Here is a 19,823-nt window from a genome sequence, read left to right as displayed (position 1 = left end):
TAAAAAATAGTTAATTTGGAGATGAATTAACTACCGCCCAGTGGAGATTGAGTAGAGAGAGAAAGGTGATTTGGAGTGATTTAACGAGCAATTATTTTAGGGATGAAATATCTAAATACTGCCTAATTTTATAGGTGCCGGCCTATCCCGGCACTTTTCTAATGCAAAATGTGCGAAATGAATTTTAGGGGGATCACACCTGGAGTATTAGGCAGATAGCTGTTCCAGCAGATCTTCATCACTCTCGTACCAATATTCATTACCACGGCCAAAGGTACTGCTTGCGGTTGCATGTATTGCTCGGACCTGACTTGTCCACTTGGTTGCCTGGGTTTTTGCAACCACAAAGGCGGCAGCAGTACAGACTGCGGCGGCTCCGATTGCGGCTGCAGTCGGGTTGTTAATGGCGGCTTGATACACGTTCGATAACATGCCCCCCTGTTTTTGAATAGTAAGGATACCTGTCTCTTTTAAGGAAACTGCTGTTACGCCAGTACCAGCGGCTGCTGCGCCGATTCTTTTAATCTCATTCCAGGAGTTTTCTCTTCCTGCGGCGGTTTTAAGATTGCGAGGGTTAGTATTACTATTTACATAGGTGAGGCCAACGATTTTGCAGAGCTTTTCCAGCTTGTCGGGGTTTGCGCCCACAGGATTAGAGAAGAAAACTTTTTGCCCGGACATTTTATTGCGCAAATTGCGTACTATTTCCTCATCTTTTGCTTCAAAACGGCTCAAAGAGGGTGTGTTCTGCAAAATTTCCAGAGCCTGCTGGAAAGTTTTGGCACCTTCACCATGAACCAACCAGTTGACGGATTCTCTGGCGCTTGCTGCCTGTTGAATCAAGGAGGTCAGGCCATCGATAGATGGAAGTGCACTGTGCTGTTTATTGTTAATCCAATAAAGTGAGTAGAAGTTGTCGATCTTAGGAATATCTCTGGGCAGTATTTCAGTCCCTCCATAGGCTTTCTCAATATGCTTAATTAGCAAACGCCCGGCTGAATTATTTGAACTGAATTTGCCACTCACTGCAGCATAGTGAGCACCATTCCACTTATGTTTCATGGGCATTTGAGTCTTGGGACCTTCAGGCTTCCATTCTTTGCCATCATATTGAACTTGGTAAACCCCTGTTACTTGATTACCGGAAGCTGTTTGCAGAGAGTTATCAAAGTGGAGTTTATGGATCAGCACGTCGCCATTGTCGATATAGTACTCAATGGCCATACCATTGCGTACCAGATAGCGAATGGTTCCGGCACCATTGGCACTCTGGCTGCTGCCAGTATCGGCATTTAGGCTTATGAGCGCGCGCAGTAGGGTGGCAGAGTAGTAATTAGTTTGTGCCTCTTGCTTCACTTTTTCATACATGGGGTAGTGAGCATTGTTAACATAGACATCACGGCCCTGTTTTGTGCCCATAGGGGCCATTTCAATTATCTTGGTCCAACCGACTCTAAATGCTGGCATAAGATCTCCTTATCATAGTTCTAAATAACAAATAAATTTATTAGGGGTTAAAATTTGGTGGAGGTGTTCCTTTTTCGATTAGGATAAAAGAGTCTTCCCCAATTCTGTCGTTGCCCTCACGGAATTTATGGTAAACCCAGGACTCCGGTTCGCGGCTTTTACTAAATTTTGCATCAGGAAATTGCTGAGAGATTTCTTCCTTTCGCTTTTGTATGGTCGGGCTCAATTCCAACTTCAGTGTTGAGTAAATATCACTCATTAAATTGTTCATTACGGTGATGCTGTAATTGGCCGGTGCATACCCTAATGCACTGAAGTAAATGTTAAGAAAATAATTGTCATCCAGTGGAGCATAGAGTTGTGCGTTATATGTTGATTCGTTAAAAGGATTCTCTCGTAACTCTTTTTCATCGCAATTCTGATGAGCTTCACAATACAGCCAGTCTGAATTCCCTATTTTTTTTTGCTGCCAATTAATGGGGGCTAGCATAGGTATCATTAGATTTTTTGCTGGTCCGTAATGAAAATACAGGTCTCTTAAAATAACCTGTTCAAAATGGCGTGGATTAAAGCAGCTCATACTCTCCGGTAAGTCATCTACTCGGTAGACCCTAATTACCAGCGTTACGAATCCATATTCCATGGAAATCCAGGGTGGTCCATAAAAACCCCAGTTGCGTTTTAAAATGGACTGCCCTGGCATTCTTCCCTCTTGGTACCATTTGCCGCGACTTAGATCGTCATAGGCTTCCCGGTTATAGATATCAATGCGGGGGCCATAATATTCCTCATTAATATCGGCCACGCTGTTGGGGGGCAGTGAGATACTAAAGTGGCTGCCGGACAGGTTGGCAGTCAGTGTTTCAAGTTTGTCCCGATTTGGTACAAATGGCTTTTTTCTGGAGGCAAAGAGGCGTTCAAACATAGACTTGGTGGTTCCTATCCACAACGCTAGCGCTTACGGGATTTTGGCCGCCGTATTATAGTGCTGGCTATTTATTGTAAAGTGCAAACTACTTCACGTTTTTATTGTGAGGGAGTTCCTTTTTGCGGTACGTTCGTGCAGTAAGCGGGGAGGTTATGGATCAAGTATCGTTGGTGGGGAATAGTTTCTGTGAAATTTGGTAGATGAGTACCGTTTATCTTTTTGTTCTTTCATTTTTGACTGCTCGCTTCCGAAGTGTAACCAATGTTTCAATTGACTTATAAAGCCAAATACAAGTGCCTATTTTATTCGCCAATAAAATAAGCACCTTTACCCCTGCTCACCAACTGAATTTGATTGGTGCTGGATTAAGGATTGCTTTAGCAGAAGCCAGGTATGGTAAATGATCCCCAAGAAGTAAATCATCATGCAGAGTGCAATGAGAATACCTGCTGGGATAAAGGCGTCGCTTTGTTTGAACAAGCTGGAGAAATACTGGTAGTCAAAAATATTACCCTCAGTAGATAGTTGAAAAATAAATAGGAAAAAATAGCTATACCAAATATTTGAATTGATTTTGGAAAGGTGTTTTTTTTGCAGTTCAGATATGAAAGGTTTTCCGGTATGTAGGTATCGTATGCGATAAGTAATGCAGGCTGAACAAGAAATAAATAAGAATGCAAGAAAACTAGTTGCGAAAATGGTGTTGGCATTTTGCATGTTTAGGTTGGATAGGTAGTGGAGATCAAAAATGTCGCCTTCGGTGTACACTTGATAGATAAATAAAGTTAAATATATATAGCTAATATTTAAGAGAATATTTTCAAGATGTTCTCTTGTAGGCTTTGAGATAGAAACTTTTCTCATAGTTCTAAAAACTTCTATTCTGTTTAATCCATTTGTAAATTTTCTACCAATCGTAATAATAACATCAGTTGTTTGTCTAGGGTGAGAAAGGCTAAAGTCCTCTGCCTATTGGGCTTGGCGCTCAGTTTTTTAGTTTTACAAAATCGTGATCCTACCTGAAATTGGCGGGCTGTTTAACATGTTATTGGGCGATCAAATAATGGGTTATCTGATCGCCACAATGATAGGAAGCTAAATAAGAATTTATTTAGCTTCTTGCTGTTAGGAATTTCTGATACTGGAATGCCGCCCCCAGCATGCACAGCCCCACCAGCATACAGACCACAATCTTTTGTATCAGGGAAAAGTCCTGCATATCCCACAGTACAATTTTTAGTGCAGCAATGCCGAACAACATGAGTGAGAGCTTCAGTAACTTTTTGGTATCAGGTTTTAGGGTTTGGAATAGTAGCAATGTTGCATGTACCACTAAGGCAAATGATATTGCCGGCAGCCACATGGTTTCCAGCACTTGCGCCAGCAGCGCAATATAAGCTGGGATGGCTGTAAGGTGCAGCCCCCACAGGTTAAACATCCTGCGGCCGGGCCATACGGCTCTATTGGCGAAAAAGCGCTGATAAACCAACAGTGAAGCGATTCCCAGGGCCACCAGGTTATACACTCCCAACACTGGCGCCTTGGCGGAATTGGCAATGACCGCTGCAACTTGCAACAAGGTAATAAACTCAAACAGGCGCAGACTCAGCATATAAAGGGGGGTCAACTGGTTGCGCAGCGGCGCTAATTGGGGTTTAAAAATATACAGGCCGGCGAAGTACAGCTGGCATAGTAAAAGTGCCAGTGCAAAGTCACGGCTTAGCGCGTAGCTAATAATAAGTAGCGTTGCCGCAAGATAGTAAAAGGCCAATGGAAAGAGTGGCTTAAGTGTCCGGTGCAGGGCCAACCGCCAATCCTGGCCGACCGGCTTTCGCCGCAATCCCAGGCCGATCCACAACAGTGCAGCCATTGATACCAGCCCCAACAGCAACCCACTCAAGGCAAACCCTTGCCAGTTGGCGAACTCCTGCAGGGCACAACTGATTATTGCTACAAAGCTTGCCCCTGCGATTAAGATGCGCAGTTCCTGTTTCAATACCTCCAGCTTCAGGCGTGTATAAAGTGCCAGGGCGATAGCGCCAGACAGCCAAACGGCGATGGGGAAGTAGTCGTTGGCCTTATAAAGTATTGTTGGTAGGAAAAATATTGGCACCAGAGCGTAAAACAGCTTGCGCAAATTGAGTGCCAGAGAGAAGCCAGTGGATTGCATATCCAGGTGTTTATACAGAGCCGCAATCATCCACAAGCTAAGGAAAGCCTCTACACTAGCGATCTTTCCATAAGGTATTTGATCGTAGAAATGCAAGTTACCCACAATCGATGCACTCGCCAGTAGTGGGATAAACAGCAGTAAGTAATGGCTGAGTCCAAACCATTCACTAAATGCTGAGCCAGTGCGCTTGCCGTGCCAGATTAAAAAGCCCATCGGTAACAAGGCAAGCAGCCACATACCCTGGGGCCAGAGGATGCCAACAGATAGCAGAAAGCTTGCGGATAAAAACACCACAAAAGCGTTATCTGCGAAAGAGGTTAAATGGTGCTCTCTAGGAGTAATCCGATCTGCGCAGTGCTGTAACAGTCGGGTTAATGCAAAGGCAGCCGCACAGAGCGCCAACCAGTTACCCCAACCAGCATCTGCGCTTAATGACAGCAACATTGGTGCGGGAACAACTCCGCCAGCTACCCAGGTCAGAGCTTGCCACAGCATGGTAACGCCAGCTGCAGATAGGGCGATGTAACCCTCGCTTCTTACACTGATAAAACCAAAATGGGCACCGAGAAAAATCAGCAACAATCCCTCTAGACACCAGACAATCCCTAATAAAGCGGGACTGCACAACGCAAGGATTGCCAAGCCTGCCAGTAATCCACCGTGTAGTAGAGCCATATTCTGTACAACACGGGCGGAAATGCTGGTGGCGTTGTAGCCAAACAGCCAGCGTGAATAAATAGCCAGTGCTATCCAGGGTAGAAGGTTCAGCAACCACACAACACCCAGCGCGTTGCTGCTGGGTGCCAGGGACCAGCAGATGTGGATAAACAGCACCAGATTTGCGGCAATAATAATCAGGCGCCTTCGCTCTAGCCCTTTGGACTCTATTAATTCAGCGCTTAGTCCTCGCAGAGCGTAGTGGGCAAAACCATAAAAGAAGCCGTGTAGTATTAGTAATGGCCCCCAGGCAGATGTAGCCTCATCCAGATTTGAGACGGAAAACTCCAGCATGCCTGCGCTCAGTACCATGGTTACGATCGCAAGCTGTGGCCAGCGTATTTGCCTGGACAAATGCAGCATCGCCAGGGCGAGAGCCAATAAATAGCTGAGATAAACAAGTGCGGAAGGATCAAAATGATTCGTCACCAAAGGCATGGTGGCGCCGCCCAGCAGTGTGACCATGGACACCACGCGTGTCTCAAACAATAAAGCCAGTAAGTAAGAGAGCCCTGTTGTCGCCACCAACAGGCCGACTCCAACAGGAACAGGCAGCAACTGATAGTAAGGCCCAGCAAAGTACCCACACAGGTAGAGAAGAATCACTCCGAGCGCTATTAATCCAGAGCCGTAGTCCGCCATATGGGGCATACGCCGGCTAAAAGTCACACCGCCAAAAGTGGTTGCCGCCGCAACCAGAAAGCCCAGGGCAACCTTACCGGCGGGGCCCAAATAGCTGTTGAAAGAGAACTGCAGCAAGTATGCGAAGCCAAATACCAGTGCCAATATGCCGGCAGCGGTCATAAAGAATACCGGGGCTTTACCCTGGCGCTGGTAATGGCGATAAAAGTTCGCAAGGGGCTCCCACACACGATTCAGCGGTTCCAGAGCTGGTGCCACTAGGCTGGCTAATCCCTCCTGCAACCAGGGTGTGGCTACTGATGCTTTTTTGTTTTTTTGTGGAATTGATTTGGATTCAGCAGACGTGGTTGTAAGGGGTATGTTTGCTGGCTGGGTTGGCTCAATGGTTTGCCGGGACTCAGAGGGGGAGCCCATAAGTAGGGCTAAATCATCCTCTAACCCTGTAGTGTTTTCTGACAAGGCATCTTTGTTTTCTGTATTGCCTCGCTTGAGTTGTGCCTCAAGGGCGGAGAGTCGCCTTTCGAAGGTCTCCAGCCGACGCCGGTTGTCACGTTCCAGAAGGGCTAGTTCAGCCCGGAGCGACAGCAGTTCACTTTCCATAACTTGCTCTTATCGTTTTGGTCGAGACTATCCCGTGTTTGTTTTTACAACAAGTCCCGGGGGAGCCTCTGAAAACCCTGTAAGCGGGTCTTGAAGACTACAGCTGCCTTGCAAAGGGCTATGGCCATTCGCTGCAAGCTGTGCCTAACACCTGCAGTTTTCAAAATCTGCAGAGATATTACGGAGTTATTCAGGGGCTCCCTAGTGAACTGCACGGGTTTAATCGATCATTTTTCCATCGTCTTTCTTTAATGTACCTGAGTAGCCAAAGATAAGGCCCAGCAATGGCAAGGAGATTTTTATTTCAAATTGGTAGAGCCCATTCACAACGGCTTTTCCAGCGGAAACCCTGGGCCTGAATATTGTTGGAATAGGAATACGAAAAAGTGACACAGATTGCTGTATCCATTGCCAGTTGCCACCCTCTGTTGAGACCCCTAGCTGAATTTTGACCGGGCCAGTGGATTCCACCCAGTAACCACCTTGTTGGTAGGTCTTTACTGGCTGGAACTCTGAGGTAACAGTATGGGTTCTGGCAAAAGTGCGGGACCAAGTCAGTTTTTCTGGGGAGTGATGGATGTCTACAGAAAAAGGCACTTTGCGAGCTGTCGTTGGAGCCCCTAGCTTGTGCGCCATTCGCCGACCAATCCAGCCGGCGACGCTGGAACCAAAACGGATATCCACTTCCCCATACAGCTTGGCACCTTGCGTATGCAGGTGCTGCAAAAGTGGATTCAATTCACTAAAACTAGGCCCAAACCAGTTGATGACAGCAGTATTCACTGGTTAATACTTAAAGAAATCACTAGAACTCTTTTGTATTCTGCAGTGTTCAAGCTTTAGGGCGAACTACAGCTCGTATTGCGCAGTAAATGGTTTTATCACCATCCTTAACCAGCACTTCAGAAGACTCAGAAATCACCTGGGATACAACGAGGTCTGAAACACTAACCACCTCCATTAGCTCTTCCTTGCAGCCTGCAATATTGGCGGCATTAGAAATGGCAGAATCGTAACTGGTTTTGTGGGAGAAACCTCTCTCTTCCTCACCGCGGCGGCTGCGTTGAATACTTTGATAAGCCTCTTTGCCCGCATCCACGGTATCGCCAATAACACGGCCCGGTTTGACTTCGAGTTGCATGCAGGAAGCGGTGGCAAGAGTAATGGCTATAAGGGCAAAAAGTTTGTTCATTTTTCGATCTGAATCCATTTGACATTGAATACTGACGTAGAGCTTTGAGACACGCTTGTTACGGTCGCAAAAATTACCCGCGGGATCTTATAGGGATATTGTCAGCAATCAAGTGACTTAGTGGGTAGATAGGCCCAACAGATGGTTAAGAACAGCCAGTCAATAAGTGAAGCCTGAGATTTGTCACAGTTCTCAGATTTTCCGGAACAGGTGAGGTTGTTTATATTCAAAGCTACCGGGTGTAAGAAATTTACTAGCTAGTACGACAAATCTAGGTAAGCAGCCAAACTTGCCTATTTATTGAAATTTTCAACCCTTCACTTGGGATATTACTAGCATGAAAGTATTTCACCACACCCTGTTCTTAGCTATCTTACTGCTCTCTATGCCCTTCGCATCAGCGGGAGAGCCCTTCTCCGAAGAGCGCTTCAAAGAGCTACAAGCTGCCAAGCAACCCGTATTGATTGATGTACGGGCAGACTGGTGCCCTACCTGTAAGAAGCAGGGCATAATTCTTGCGCAGTTCCAGGAAGATAACCCCCAGTGCGGCCTCACAATCCTTAATGTGAATTTTGACAAGCAAAAAGAGTGGGTAAAGCATTTCCGTGCGCCCAGGCAGTCAACTCTGCTGCTCTATCGTGGGGACAAGCAGGTATGGTTCAGTGTTGCTGAAACACGCGCTGATGTTATTCGCCAGAATATCTTTAACTCAGTTAAGGCCTGCGGCGAAAATGCTTGAAGTCAGCGCCATCCCCCTGGCCTTGATTGCGGGCACACTTAGTATTCTCTCCCCCTGTGTTTGGCCGCTGGTACCAATGGTGGTTGGTGCATCCAGCAGTGCTGGGCGCTGGGGACCTTATGCGCTCGCCGTAGGGCTCAGCTTGTCATTTGCCCTGGCTGGAACTGTGCTCAGTTTCCTGTTGGTTTCTTTAGGGCTGGACCCAGAGCTATTTCGCTATATTGCTGCAATCCTGCTTGTGGCTGTTGCCCTTATTCTGCTGATCAAACCCCTTTCCGACTGGGTGACCCTGCGTTTGGCGAAAGTTACCGCTGGGGCGAGTATTACTGGTGATGGCGCCTGGGCCGGGCAGTTTGGTATCGGCTTTCTCACAGGAATTATTTGGTTGCCCTGCGTAGGTCCCACGCTAGGAGCAGCAATCGCGCTTGCTTCCATGGGCCAGCAACTAGGCCAGTCATTTATGGTGATGTTTTCTTTTGGGCTTGGTACCGGAGCTGCGCTACTGGTGGCAGGCGGGCTATCACGGAAAATTTATAGCCGCTTATCACCATCAGTTGGTGCTTTTGCTGTTGGTGGCAAAGTAGCACTTGGTGCCATACTTTTGTTGCTTGGGATTATGGTGTTGAGTGGCTTTGATAAAGTCCTGGAAACCTGGGCTCTGAACTGGATGCCCGAGTGGACTTTTAGTTTTTAATAATCATCTCAAAATAAATCACTATTTAGTCGAGGTGTCCAAAGCGACTAATAGTTATTTTGGTGTCTAGAAAAAAACTGAAAATTACCTCAGGAATCCAAGAAGTTTTACGAGTAAGTTTAAAGCCCCAGTAACCTTCAATTACTGGGGCTTTTTTATGTCCTGTTAAGGAACTGTTAAAAATTATGGCTGGTAAGAAGGGTAATCGGTATAGCCCTCATCGGTACCGCCATACATAGTTTCCGGGTCAACTTTATTAAGAGGCCAATCATTACGAATACGTGTGGGAAGGTCCGGATTGGCAATGAAAGGGCGGCCAAAACCAAAGATATCTCCGTTACCCGCCTGCAACACCCGCAAAGCTTTCTCTGGGGAATACTTGCCGGCATACATGATGCGCCCGCCAAAGATCTCTCGTACTTCCTGGTAGAAATTCTCAGGTAAATCCGGTGCATTGTCCCAATCCGCTTCTGCTAGAGATAGATAGGCAATTCCCGCCTCGTTCAACAGTTTGATAGCTTCGATATAGGTTGTGTGTGGGTCACTCTCCACCAGGCCAAGATAAACACGGTCCTCATCGGTACTTTCAAACAGCGGAGCAAATCGAACGCCGAGACGATCATTACCTACCTCTGCTGATACCGCTGCAACAATCTCTTTGAGGAAACGCAGTCGGTTCTCCAGGCTACCGCCATACTCGTCATCGCGTTGGTTGGTATGCTCAGAAATAAACTGGTTTACAAGATAACCATTGGCACAATGCAGCTCAACGCCGTCAAAGCCTGCTTCCAAAGCATTGCGTGCTGCCTGGGCATAGAGTTGCACCAGTTCTTTAACTTCTGCTGTTGTCAGTGCACGAGGCTCACTGGGTTCAGCCAAAGCACCTTGCCCTGGCCCTGTCTCAATAAATACCTTTACCGCATCTGCTCGGATTGCAGACGGCGCAACAGGAGCCGTTCCACCCGGCTGCAGTGATGTGTGAGATACTCGCCCCACATGCCAAAGCTGCGCAAAAATAATACCGCCTTGATCGTGTACGGCTTTGGTCACTTTTTTCCAGCCTTCGACCTGGTCCTGTGAATAAATTCCGGGAGTCCAGGCATAACCCTGGCCGCGGGGCTCAATTTGCGTGCCCTCTGTAACCATAAAGCCTGCACCGGCACGCTGAGCGTAGTAGTTGGCCATTAAGTCATTAGCGATGTTGCCAGGTTGTGAACTACGCGACCGGGTAAGCGGCGGCAGCACAATGCGGTTTTTCAGGGTGTAAGGGCCCAGGTTGATTTCACTGAATAGTGCTTCGTTTTTCATAACTACTTTCCTGCTAAAAGCTTATTACAGTGAGGCTTAAAAAAGACCGTAGGGCTTTTCATTAAGACTGATAAAGATATTCTTCTTCTGCGTGTAGGCATCAATCATCGATTTATGGGTTTCACGCCCAATACCTGACTTCTTGTAGCCGCCGAACGGTGCATGGGCAGGGAGTTCGTGATAGGTATTCACCCACATGCGGCCAGTTTCCACGGCTCGTGCAACGCGCAGAGCTCGGTTGATATCTTGAGTCCACACAGCGCCAGCTAAGCCATAATCGGATTGGTTGGCCATCGCTATAACTTCTTCCTCAGAGGAGAATGGAATCACTACAACAACTGGGCCAAAGATTTCTTCTTGTGCGACTTTCATTGCGTTATCGGCATGGGTAATGATTGTCGGCTCAATATAAAAACCCTGTTCTAATCCCGGCTTTTGTAATCGCTTACCTCCAGTCAGGATTTTTGCACCTTCCTCTTTGGCGACATCTATGTAGCCAAGAATACGGTTCATTTGCGCTTCACTGATCTGGCTACCCATTTGTGTGCTGGGGTCCATCGGGTCGCCGACATTCACGGCTTCAAACTTGGCTTTTAGTTCCGTAGTAAAACGCTCAACAATATCTTCGTGCACAAAAAGACGGGCACCAGATTCACAGACTTGCCCTTGGTTCAGCAAGATAGACAGGGCTCCGCCCTCCAGTGCTTTTTCCCAGTTTGTGTCGGGGAAGACAATGTTGGCTGATTTACCGCCCAGCTCCAGAGTTGCCGGTACCAATTTATCAGCCGCAGCTTTGGCCACGTTATAGCCGATGCCGGTAGACCCGGTGAAGGCCAGCTTCGCGACTTTAGGGTGATCCAGTAAAGCCTGGCCCGCTTCTGGGCCTACGCCGGTGACAACATTCACCACACCATCTGGTAATACTTCTTTGAAAATCTTGGTCAGCTCCAGCAGGGTGGATGAAGTCATCTCGGATGGCTTAATCACTACGGTGTTACCGGTTGCGATAGCGGGTGCAATCTTCCAGGCTGCCATCAGCAGAGGGTAGTTCCATGGGATTACCTGACCGACTACACCCATTGGCTCGCTGAATACCAAGCTCATGGTTTGATTATCAATCATCACTGCTTCGTCGCTGTGGGAGCGTATAACCCCTGCAAAGTAGCGGAAGTGGTCTATGGCCAGTGGGATATCAATATTTGAAGTTTCGCGAATTGGCTTACCGGTTTCCAGTGCCTCAAGGTGGGCGAAAAATGCTTTCTTTTCTGAAAGCATGTCTGCAATTCTGAGCAGTGCATCCTGTCGTTCAATAGCGGAGGTAAGTTTCCAGGTGGGGAACGCCTCTTCTGCCGCAATGACAGCAGCATCGACATCACTTGAATCGGCCAACGGTATGCGAGTCAGTAATTCGCCTGTAGCAGGATTGAGGCTGTCCATCGTACGCCCCGAGTTGCTATTAACCCATTCACCACCAATAAATAATTTATAAGATTCCTGAGGAGCAAAGCGCTTAGTGGGTCGGCTCATATCTATCTCCAGATAATTAGAAGAGTAACTACTTGGGCTATTAAATAGCCCCAGCCAGATGTGGCTGTGCCTTACGATGGTGGGAATAATAGATAGGCAAAGATACAATTAGAAACAACTGCTCTTTGTCCTGGTTACAAATATGAATGGTATAGCCCGGTTAGACCTGAAACAGCTACGTATATTGGAAGCGCTACTGCAAGAGAGAAACCTATCGCGGGTAGCGGAAAAGGTAGGGTTAACTCAGCAAGCAATCAGTGAACAGCTGCGTAAGTTGAGGGAAGTATTTGATGACCGTCTGTTCATTAGGCAAGGTAACGGCATGGTGCCCACTCCTATTGCCGAACAACTGGGCGGTAGGATCAGCAGCATTTTAAAGGATGTAGAGTCACTGCTGACCCCAATAGCTTTTGACCCGGCAACCTATAAGGGGGTTTTTAGCATTAGTGCCACAGACTATGCGATTCAATCGGTACTACCCCAACTACTAGAGGTTGTCCGTCAATCTGCCCCAGAGCTTAAAGTTATCGTTAGGGATTTTGAAACAGATAACCTAAATCAATTAATGGTTGCCGGCGAGATCGATCTCGCGCTCACTTTCCCTGATTTCATCCCGGATGACCTGCCTTACAAACTGTTATTTGAAGAGCAACATGTTTGTATTGCAGGAAAAAAATCTCCTCTAAAGGGCAGATCATTGACTTTGGCTGACGTAGCCGAGCTTCCACAATTGATTATTTCGCCTTCTCGCCCGAACTTGAGAGGGTCTCACGATGAATGGTTTGCTATGCAAGGACTAAAGCGCAATATCGTAATGTCAGTACCTTGCTTTTCAGCCGCACCAGATATTATTGCTGCCACTGACACAATTGCTTTTTACCCCTCAAGATTGCTGCCTAATAAGAAAGTGGTTCCTCTTAATTTGGATACACAAACCCCAAAATTCGAAGTCATTGCAGCATGGCATAGCCGATCTAATCACAGCCAGCTCCATATGTGGGTAGTTGATCAGCTTATGAGATTATTTAAAAGTGAGGCTTAACAATAAGTGGCAATATTCTGGAATTATCGACTCCAGGATAAGGTGTCGATTTCTCGATTTCTCGATTTAGTGAGAAGCTCTCCGGAATGAAGAGCTGCTTACTGTAGTAATAGATAAAAGCCTTGAGCTCTCAGTTGGCTCTAGAAAGTTTTCTACAATTTTGCGTGGGATTGGTTATAAATCGATACTCGCTTTTCTATATAGCCGCTCTCAAACAGAATTATTTGATTCCTTAAGCTCCAGCTGATTCTGTTCAGTCTTCTTGTTTTGGCCAATCAAACTGCGACGTTTGAACCAGAAAATTATGGCACCTAATGGGAATCCTGCGGTAAGAATTAGTGGAGCATGCTCACTTGCGGATACCGCTCCGCCTCCAAAAAGCTGGAAGCTGAGGAGCTTTATTTGGTAAGCCCTAGTGGTCCAGTTAAGCTTGATTGCCCCGACACTAAATAGGATAAATAGTATCCATAACCATTTGCGCTTTTGTAGTGGTGTTCTAATACAGACTACTAGCGTTATAAGGATAAATATTGGGGAAATAATGGTCATCGCCAGCACTAAATAGTGTAAATGGGATTTGTCGGATAAGGTGAAACGGTTCAATTCCTTTTGTGATGCTAGTGTTTTATAAACATTAAGCCCTATAATGGTAGTCTTTCCCTCCGATCGCTTAATTGCTGCATTTGCCAAGGCCCAGCCACCTTCAAAGTGATACTCGAAGATGAAATTTCCAATCCAAGTGTCATTGGTGGCTTGTGCTTCTGAACCAATTAGCTCAGTGGAAAGCAGGTTCCCCTCTGGAAGGTGGCTGAGCATTTTTTCAAGTAATTTAGGTGTGAGTTCATCAGCCAGCTCTGGATCGACAAGACTTATCACATAGTCGGAATCCTTTTGCATAAATCTGCCAATATAATTTTGGGCGAAGTTTGCATCTTCCTGTGATATCAAGCTGTTCTCCGAAAGCTCGGCAGAGGTCAGTTGAGAATAGATTAATATGGTGAATACGAGGAGTTTCAGAATGCACTTCATTGTTACTTCTTAATAGTACGAGGGTTATAAAACTAATGGTTGTCGCCAAGTGGTAAATTCCTAGGGGCTGCCATGCCGAGGTGAGCTTTCAGCAGTACACAGTGGGCAAAGGTGATATCCAATAGGAATGTGCGCATGATAAATCTGGTATTCAAACATGCCAACTGGCTACAGCTTAAGGGATAACTTAATTAGTGGCGGAACCTATATTCACTAAACCTGTGTTGTCACCTTCTAACGGAAATCAGTAAAGAGTTCGTTGCGATAGATAAAGTGGCACTTCTGTACAACTTACGAAACTTACCGATCGCGAGATTACTACAGCAATATAAATCTTAAATGGCTTGATGCGTCGAAAGCATCTAAGAGGAGTAGGATTAGAGGTTACATCGCTTTTGGCATTCAAGGCATCATAAGAATTATAATGATCCTTTAAATAGGGAGCCGAATATGAAGCAGTTTTTCGGAAAAACATTGACAACAATTTTACCACTAATTTTTTTGTCAGCCTGTAGCGGAGGTGGTGGAAGCGGTTCGAGCGATGGTGGTTCGAACAGTGGCAGCCCCAATAGTCCATCCAATCGTACGCCCGTGTTCTTATCCTCAAGCGAAATAGCTTTCCGGGAAGATGGTTCCGGTGCTCTACTCACACTATCGGCTAGTGACGCTGATGGAGACAGTATCAGTTACAGTATTATCGGTGGTGAAGATCAGTCCCGTTTTTTAATCGAGAATGGAAACCAGTTACGCTTTGGCTCTGCACCGGATTTCGAGAATCCTGCCGACTCAAATGGAGATAACGTCTACCGGGTAACGGTCGAGGCCAGCGATGGTAACGGCGGCCAATCAACCCAGGAAATTGTAATTACTGTTGTTGATGTTAATGATGGCGCTCCAGAATTTTCTTCTGCAGCTGAGATCACAGTCAAAGAAGGTGTTAGCGGTATTTTTTACACCGCTACGGCTAAGGACCCAGATAAGGACGAGGTTACCTATTCTTTGAGCGGTGGTGCTGATGTTGCGTTGTTTTCTATTGATTCAACTAGTGGAGAGCTGCGTTTCAACACGGCCCCAGATTTTGAGTCGCCTGCGGATAGTGACGAGGATAACAATTATCAGCTGTTCATCAGTGCCGCCGATAGTGAAGGGCTCGCGAAGCAGCTTTCGTTGCAGATCGCTGTAACTAATCTACCGACACCTTCGGCTCGCATCATTTTCCCGACCGGCGGTGCCAATATGGGTGGGAAGCTTTCCAGTATCGCTCTTACTGCCAGGGTGTTCAACCTAGAAAGTGGTGAGAATGCCTCTGAGCAATTGGTTAATATCCTTCTCGATGGACAGTCACCGACTGCGGACACAGCTTCTCCTTCAACCTGGTATCTTGATACTCCAATTAGTGAAGGTAGACATTCTTACGCTCTCTCAAGCCAGTTCGTCACTGGTGAAACGGTTCAAGAATCAATCATCGTCAAGAACGAGCTGTCAATCTCGTACCCAATCGGTGTGTCCTATGACAACTTTTACGGAGGCTGGTATTTCGCCGACGCCTTTTTAGGAACGATATTTGAGGTAGGCAGTGCGCGTCGAGTGATTTCTGGGCCATCGGTTGGTTCAGGCCCGACATTCGATCCGATCGATATGGAACAAAACTTCCCTGAAATACGCAGCAATCCTGCCAATGACTACTTTATCGTATTAGATGATAACGGGAGTATCTACTCTGTCCAACGCGACAGCGGTGACCGCACGCAATTGACCAAATGGGTATCGGGAGACCTCACCTCACTGACCCTGACGGACTCTGGAGGTGAAGCTTACACCACAAGAGCAGCGGGAACTTATGGAGAGATTATTAAATTTGATCTGTCGAGCGGGGATTACTCCGTGATATCCAGCTCAAACTCATCATCTCCGACGGGTACTGGTGCAGATATGGTGTACCCGAAGGGTGTTGCATTAGATGAGGCGAATGGACAGCTGTACGTGGGTGATGATAGTACCGACTCTATTCTTAGGATAGATATTGCCAGCGGCGATAGAACGACAATAAGCGGTAATGGTATTGGTAGTGGTGAACCTGTCTACCAGCCAATGGATTTAATCGTCGATTTTGATAGTAATCAAATTTATGTCGCCAACGGTAGCGCCCAGAATATTCTGCAAGTGGATATTGCAACTGGTAATCGATCAGTTGTAACTAGTTGGACTAAAGGTAAAGGGTTGCGACTTGAAAACCCTTGGTCAATTGGCCGGGGGGCTGATAGCGATCGTTTGCTGGTTTCTGGAATTCTTATCGATCCGGTGCTCATGTCCGTTGACCCCATTACTGGTGATCGTGCAGAAATTTCCTCCAACCATGTCGGGACGGGACCCAGCTACAGATGGCACGATGTGAGCTATAGTCGTTCGACCGACCGGTTATTGGTGGTCTCCCAAAGTAATCACGCAGCTGCGGAAATAGATTTGCAGAACGGCAACCGTACCATTGTGTCTTACTTTGATCCGAACGACTCGCCGCGCGTGGTAGCGTCTACAATCGTTTCCGGCGAGTCAGGTCGCAACGCCTATATATTCGATGAATACTCCGATCGATTGCTCAAGATTGATCTAGAAAGCGGTGAACCCGAGGTAGTCTCTGCTTCAGATATAGGTGAGGGTCCTGAGTTCTACGGTCTCGTAGAGGCTATGGAGTTGGATGCCACTAACAATCGTATGCTTTTATTACAGGCCTCAGGGCTGATGAGCGTCGACCTTGACAGCGGTGACAGGGAAATTATCTCCGATAACTACACTGGCTCCTCGCCCTTCTTTGACTCCGTCGAGGGCTTAGCACTGGATCTCGTTAACAACCGAGCCTTTGTCAGCGATTCTCGAGTCGGTGATATCGGAGGTATCTGGCAGGTGGATCTGGCTACTGGCGACAGGAAAATTATTGCTGCGCCAGTGCACGGTGGTACCACAGACCAGATTCCTACTGACGTTGTCTTGGATCCAACTGGTAACCGTCTTCTGGTAGGTACTGAAAGTGGAAGTCTGGTAGCGATCGACCTGGATGGGTTTTCACAATCAACCCTCTCCAGCGGTAAGGGGTGTGATAGCGACTGTCGAGGTGGTGGTGTTGCAGTGGCAAGTCTTGACTCCCTGACCATTGATGCAGATGGCCGCAGAATCTTTGCCTATGACAATGGTATGTTTGGTGTCAGAGGAGTCGTTGTTATCGACTTACGTTCTGGCCAACGTGCACTAGCTTCCAAATAACGAGCAACAGGGTCCCTGCTCTAAGGGGCCCTATTTCTCTATCCTGAAATGTGGATTTTAATTTTTCGCAGAGACTATAAAGTGGTTCTCAACCAATATTGTAATTTCTACTGGGATGGCAGTATGCCTATGTCGACTTTGTAAGCTTCCAAATAATTTAATTACTTCTCTGTATTCAATATTGGGTAGCCTAAATTCTCCTAAACTTTTTTCTTGGCTTATCTATTTTTTAAAAAAAGCTCAGCCACTTCCTTTTTAGCGGCAACAACATAAGTAATCATCAGGTTTCCTTGATTAACATCGGTTAAGTAATCGATATCCCTGTGCACTGCCTTCAAAATGGAAAAGTTATCGGTGTCGAGATTGTATGACCACAGCTGATCGTTTTGATTGATTGAGTAAATCACATTATCTTCGATAACAAATCTCTTTTCGCTACCTTGATCAACCAGCTTCTCGATAAGCTGGTCTTCCGCGGCGCCAGGTTGCCAGAAGCGGTTCATATGGTCCATATAGATCAGTCGGCCATTTTTAGTCCTCTGGGCCCAGCTAACTTGTTTTTCATTGATAAACCTGGGCTCAAGGCTATCTAAATAGACTTCTGCAAATTGTGTAACCCCTTTAATCGTCAAGGATAGTAACGCTGAATTATCGATACTGTTCCACTGGAAGAGCTGATCAACAGGCGCATTCAGGGGCAAGCTCTCTACACGGCCATCCAAGAAAGTTTTATTGAGCTTGTTATTGGCATTTACCAGAATACTTTTTCCATCGGCAGCCCAATGGATACCGTTGATATTGGTATCGATTGGAAACTGAGATACCTGCCGTAAATCACTGCCATCAGTTACCCACACCTGGTCTTCACCAGAGCGCCTGGAGGTAAATGCAATCAAGTTGCCATTGGGTTGGAAAATGCCGTCATCCTCCCCGGAAATCGATCGGGTAGCGCTTGGGTAAATTGTGCTGACATCTTCTTCTGAAGGTGTGGTGCTAGCCCCCGGCAGGTTTAGCGGAATCGAGGCAATATCACTATCGTATTGCCCTTTAATAACCAGTGCCCTATGTCCATCTGGATGAAAGTCTGGAGAGCTGGCGGACTGGTCCAGAGGTAACTGAATTCTACTGACCTTGCCATCATAGGTGAGAGAGAAGAGTCTTCGTCCTGTACTAAAGATTAGCTCATCCTCTCTCGGTGAAAAGTTAGGGGAAATGGCTCTGTGTTCAGATATTTCATCTGGATAGTCAATCGGATGGCTGGTTAAAAGCGCCCCCTTAGAATCGAGCATATCGATATAAAGCTGGCCATCTTGATGATAGCTGGTGACGGCTATTAAATCGTCATTGATTGAATAATCAAAGTGGGCTAGGTTTCCCTCTTCCAGATCATAAAGGACTCGACTGGTATTATCCCTGACTGAATAGTTGATCAAGCGCCAACGGTTAGTCTCTTTATGCAAAATAGCGAGATCATTGTTATTTAACCATACGGGATTCTTAATGGCCGAGTTCCTACAGCGCATTAAAATATTTGGCTGCTGTGGGCTTACTAATGCCTTTTGGAAGTCCAGGCTTATCAGGTTGTAACAGGTATTCTGGGTTAGCGGTATGGTACAGTCTTCTTCTGAAATAAATACCAGTTTTTTGCCATCCGGAGATAATGTATGGCGGCCATAAGTACCCCATTCGGGAGTTAATTCCGTTTCCTGCTGGGTATGTATATTCCTGGCCCAGATTTTATTCACACAGAGCTTATCCAAATAACGATTAAATATAATATATTCACCATCAGGTGAATATGAGGGGCCAAACTCTTTGTGATCCGTAGCCGTTACTGCCTGTAATCGATCAAATATAAGCTGATCGTTTTGCTTGGGTGAAGAGTAATTAAATCCAACAAATATCAATAATACCATCCCGATTAGCGCAAATATTGGGAATCTATTTGGTTTAACTGGCTGGGTTTGATAATCCGGATTACTTGGTTGTATATCTATTACAGGCTCAGGGGGTGCAGGGGGAACTGGAGAGGGAGCGTCTTCTTCCGGTGCTATCTTATCCTGTGGAATAGAATCACCATCTTGCCAAACAATATCACACTCCAGGCTATAACCCTGTTTGGCATGGGTTCTAATATAAGACTGCTGCTTGCGATCCTCCCCAAAGGCTTTTCTAAGTTGCGCAATACTTCTTTGCAGCGTATTCGGTGTGACTATTGTATCGGGCCAGACTTCAGACAGTAGCTCATCCTGGCTCACCACCTTTCGCTGATGCTTTGCCAAGTGGGTTAAGACAGCAAGGGCTTTTGGGGGGATAGTTTGTGATTGCTCATGTCGGGTGATCTGGTTTCTGGATAAATCAATAAAGAAGTCACCCACCCAATATTGTGAAGCCATTGATGTATCTACCTGAGCAAAATTTGAGCTGAATTTTTGCCATCGATACTAGCACAGACCCTGATTACAGCTAAAGCGCATCATTTAAGCTATTGATAAGTAAACATTTTA

General features: G+C 46.4%; 13 protein-coding genes. 4 read left to right on the top strand and 9 right to left on the bottom strand.

What is annotated here, in order from left to right:
* Positions 1-207 precede the first annotated feature (207 nt).
* The 5 genes from ACJJIB_RS18840 to ACJJIB_RS18820 all read right to left on the bottom strand — a co-directional run bounded on the left by ACJJIB_RS18840 (position 208) and on the right by ACJJIB_RS18820 (position 7,719).
* Positions 208-1,467 (bottom strand): hypothetical protein, encoded by a 1,260-nt coding sequence (locus ACJJIB_RS18840; protein WP_444887169.1) that lies wholly within the window; start codon positions 1,465-1,467, stop codon positions 208-210.
* A gap of 40 nt (positions 1,468-1,507) precedes the next feature.
* Positions 1,508-2,392 carry a hypothetical protein gene (locus ACJJIB_RS18835; RefSeq protein WP_444887168.1) on the bottom strand — a complete coding sequence of 295 codons (885 nt, stop codon included), beginning with the start codon at positions 2,390-2,392 and terminating at the stop codon, positions 1,508-1,510.
* 1,114 nt (positions 2,393-3,506) lie between these two features.
* Positions 3,507-6,527, bottom strand: a complete 3,021-nt coding sequence (locus ACJJIB_RS18830) for a DUF2339 domain-containing protein (RefSeq protein WP_444887167.1) — start codon at positions 6,525-6,527, stop codon at positions 3,507-3,509.
* Between the two features lie 219 nt (positions 6,528-6,746).
* Entirely contained in the window at positions 6,747-7,310 is a 564-nt protein-coding gene (locus ACJJIB_RS18825; protein ID WP_444887166.1) for a DUF4166 domain-containing protein, read from the bottom strand.
* Between the two features lie 49 nt (positions 7,311-7,359).
* Entirely contained in the window at positions 7,360-7,719 is a 360-nt protein-coding gene (locus ACJJIB_RS18820; RefSeq protein WP_444887165.1) for a hypothetical protein, read from the bottom strand.
* A 337-nt stretch (positions 7,720-8,056) separates the two neighbouring features.
* Between ACJJIB_RS18820 and ACJJIB_RS18815 the strand changes: the two genes are divergently transcribed.
* Together ACJJIB_RS18815 and ACJJIB_RS18810 are read left to right on the top strand one after the other, a co-directional pair.
* On the top strand, positions 8,057-8,458 hold the full coding sequence (locus tag ACJJIB_RS18815) for a thioredoxin domain-containing protein (RefSeq protein ID WP_444887164.1): 402 nt from the start codon (positions 8,057-8,059) through the stop codon (positions 8,456-8,458).
* Positions 8,451-9,152, top strand: coding sequence for a cytochrome c biogenesis CcdA family protein (locus tag ACJJIB_RS18810; RefSeq protein ID WP_020414590.1), 702 nt, complete (start codon positions 8,451-8,453; stop codon positions 9,150-9,152). The genes ACJJIB_RS18815 and ACJJIB_RS18810 overlap by 8 nt, the downstream gene beginning before the upstream one ends.
* Before the next feature lie 183 nt (positions 9,153-9,335).
* On the opposite strand, the gene ACJJIB_RS18805 is transcribed toward ACJJIB_RS18810, so the two are convergent.
* Complete coding sequence (locus ACJJIB_RS18805; protein ID WP_444887163.1) at positions 9,336-10,460, bottom strand: alkene reductase; 1,125 nt, start codon at positions 10,458-10,460, stop codon at positions 9,336-9,338.
* A 36-nt stretch (positions 10,461-10,496) separates the two neighbouring features.
* Entirely contained in the window at positions 10,497-11,987 is a 1,491-nt protein-coding gene (locus ACJJIB_RS18800; RefSeq protein WP_444887162.1) for an aldehyde dehydrogenase family protein, read from the bottom strand.
* 184 nt (positions 11,988-12,171) lie between these two features.
* Between ACJJIB_RS18800 and ACJJIB_RS18795 the strand changes: the two genes are divergently transcribed.
* Complete coding sequence (locus ACJJIB_RS18795) at positions 12,172-13,029, top strand: LysR family transcriptional regulator (RefSeq protein WP_444887161.1); 858 nt, start codon at positions 12,172-12,174, stop codon at positions 13,027-13,029.
* A 210-nt stretch (positions 13,030-13,239) separates the two neighbouring features.
* Here the strand turns inward: ACJJIB_RS18795 and ACJJIB_RS18790 are convergent, their stop codons facing one another.
* Complete coding sequence (locus tag ACJJIB_RS18790) at positions 13,240-14,058, bottom strand: hypothetical protein (RefSeq protein ID WP_444887160.1); 819 nt, start codon at positions 14,056-14,058, stop codon at positions 13,240-13,242.
* Positions 14,059-14,508: 450 nt separating this feature from the next.
* Between ACJJIB_RS18790 and ACJJIB_RS18785 the strand changes: the two genes are divergently transcribed.
* Positions 14,509-17,316, top strand: a complete 2,808-nt coding sequence (locus ACJJIB_RS18785; protein ID WP_444887159.1) for an Ig-like domain-containing protein — start codon at positions 14,509-14,511, stop codon at positions 17,314-17,316.
* 218 nt (positions 17,317-17,534) lie between these two features.
* Here ACJJIB_RS18785 and ACJJIB_RS18780 read toward each other — a convergent pair whose 3' ends face one another.
* Positions 17,535-19,712, bottom strand: coding sequence for a winged helix-turn-helix domain-containing protein (locus ACJJIB_RS18780; protein WP_444887158.1), 2,178 nt, complete (start codon positions 19,710-19,712; stop codon positions 17,535-17,537).
* Positions 19,713-19,823: the final 111 nt, after the last annotated feature.

The sequence above is a fragment of the Microbulbifer mixtoriginis (SeqCode) genome, from assembly GCF_052467705.1.
Note: the sequence above shows the minus strand (reverse complement) of the source record. Positions and strands in the feature narration are given on the sequence as shown.